Annotated in this window: 1 pseudogene; it reads left to right on the forward strand. The window is 65.5% G+C overall.

The features are described from left to right. Window positions 1-49: 49 nt before the first annotated feature. A pseudogene (locus tag CH341_RS33970) lies at window positions 50-281 on the forward strand (bifunctional folylpolyglutamate synthase/dihydrofolate synthase); the annotation flags it as partial.

The following is a 281-nucleotide window of genomic DNA, read 5'->3' on the forward strand; positions in this document are numbered from 1 at the left end:
TCTGAAGGCTGGCGCACCCGCCGTCATTGGCCGCCAGGACGAGCATGTGATGGCGCTCCTCGGCCTCGAGGCGGAAGCGGCGCATGCCGTTCCGTTCCGCCACAATCAAGAATGGGCTGCGCACGGCGAAAACGCCCGTCTCGTCTATCAGGACGAGGACGGATTGCTCGACCTGCCTTTGCCGCGGCTTCTTGGTCAGCATCAGATCGACAATGCGGGGACGGCTGTCGCGGCACTCCGGGCCATTGGCGTCGACATCAGCGCCGAAGCGATCGGCCAGG

The sequence above is a fragment of the Rhodoplanes roseus genome (genome assembly GCF_003258865.1).
Lineage (GTDB): Bacteria > Pseudomonadota > Alphaproteobacteria > Rhizobiales > Xanthobacteraceae > Rhodoplanes > Rhodoplanes roseus.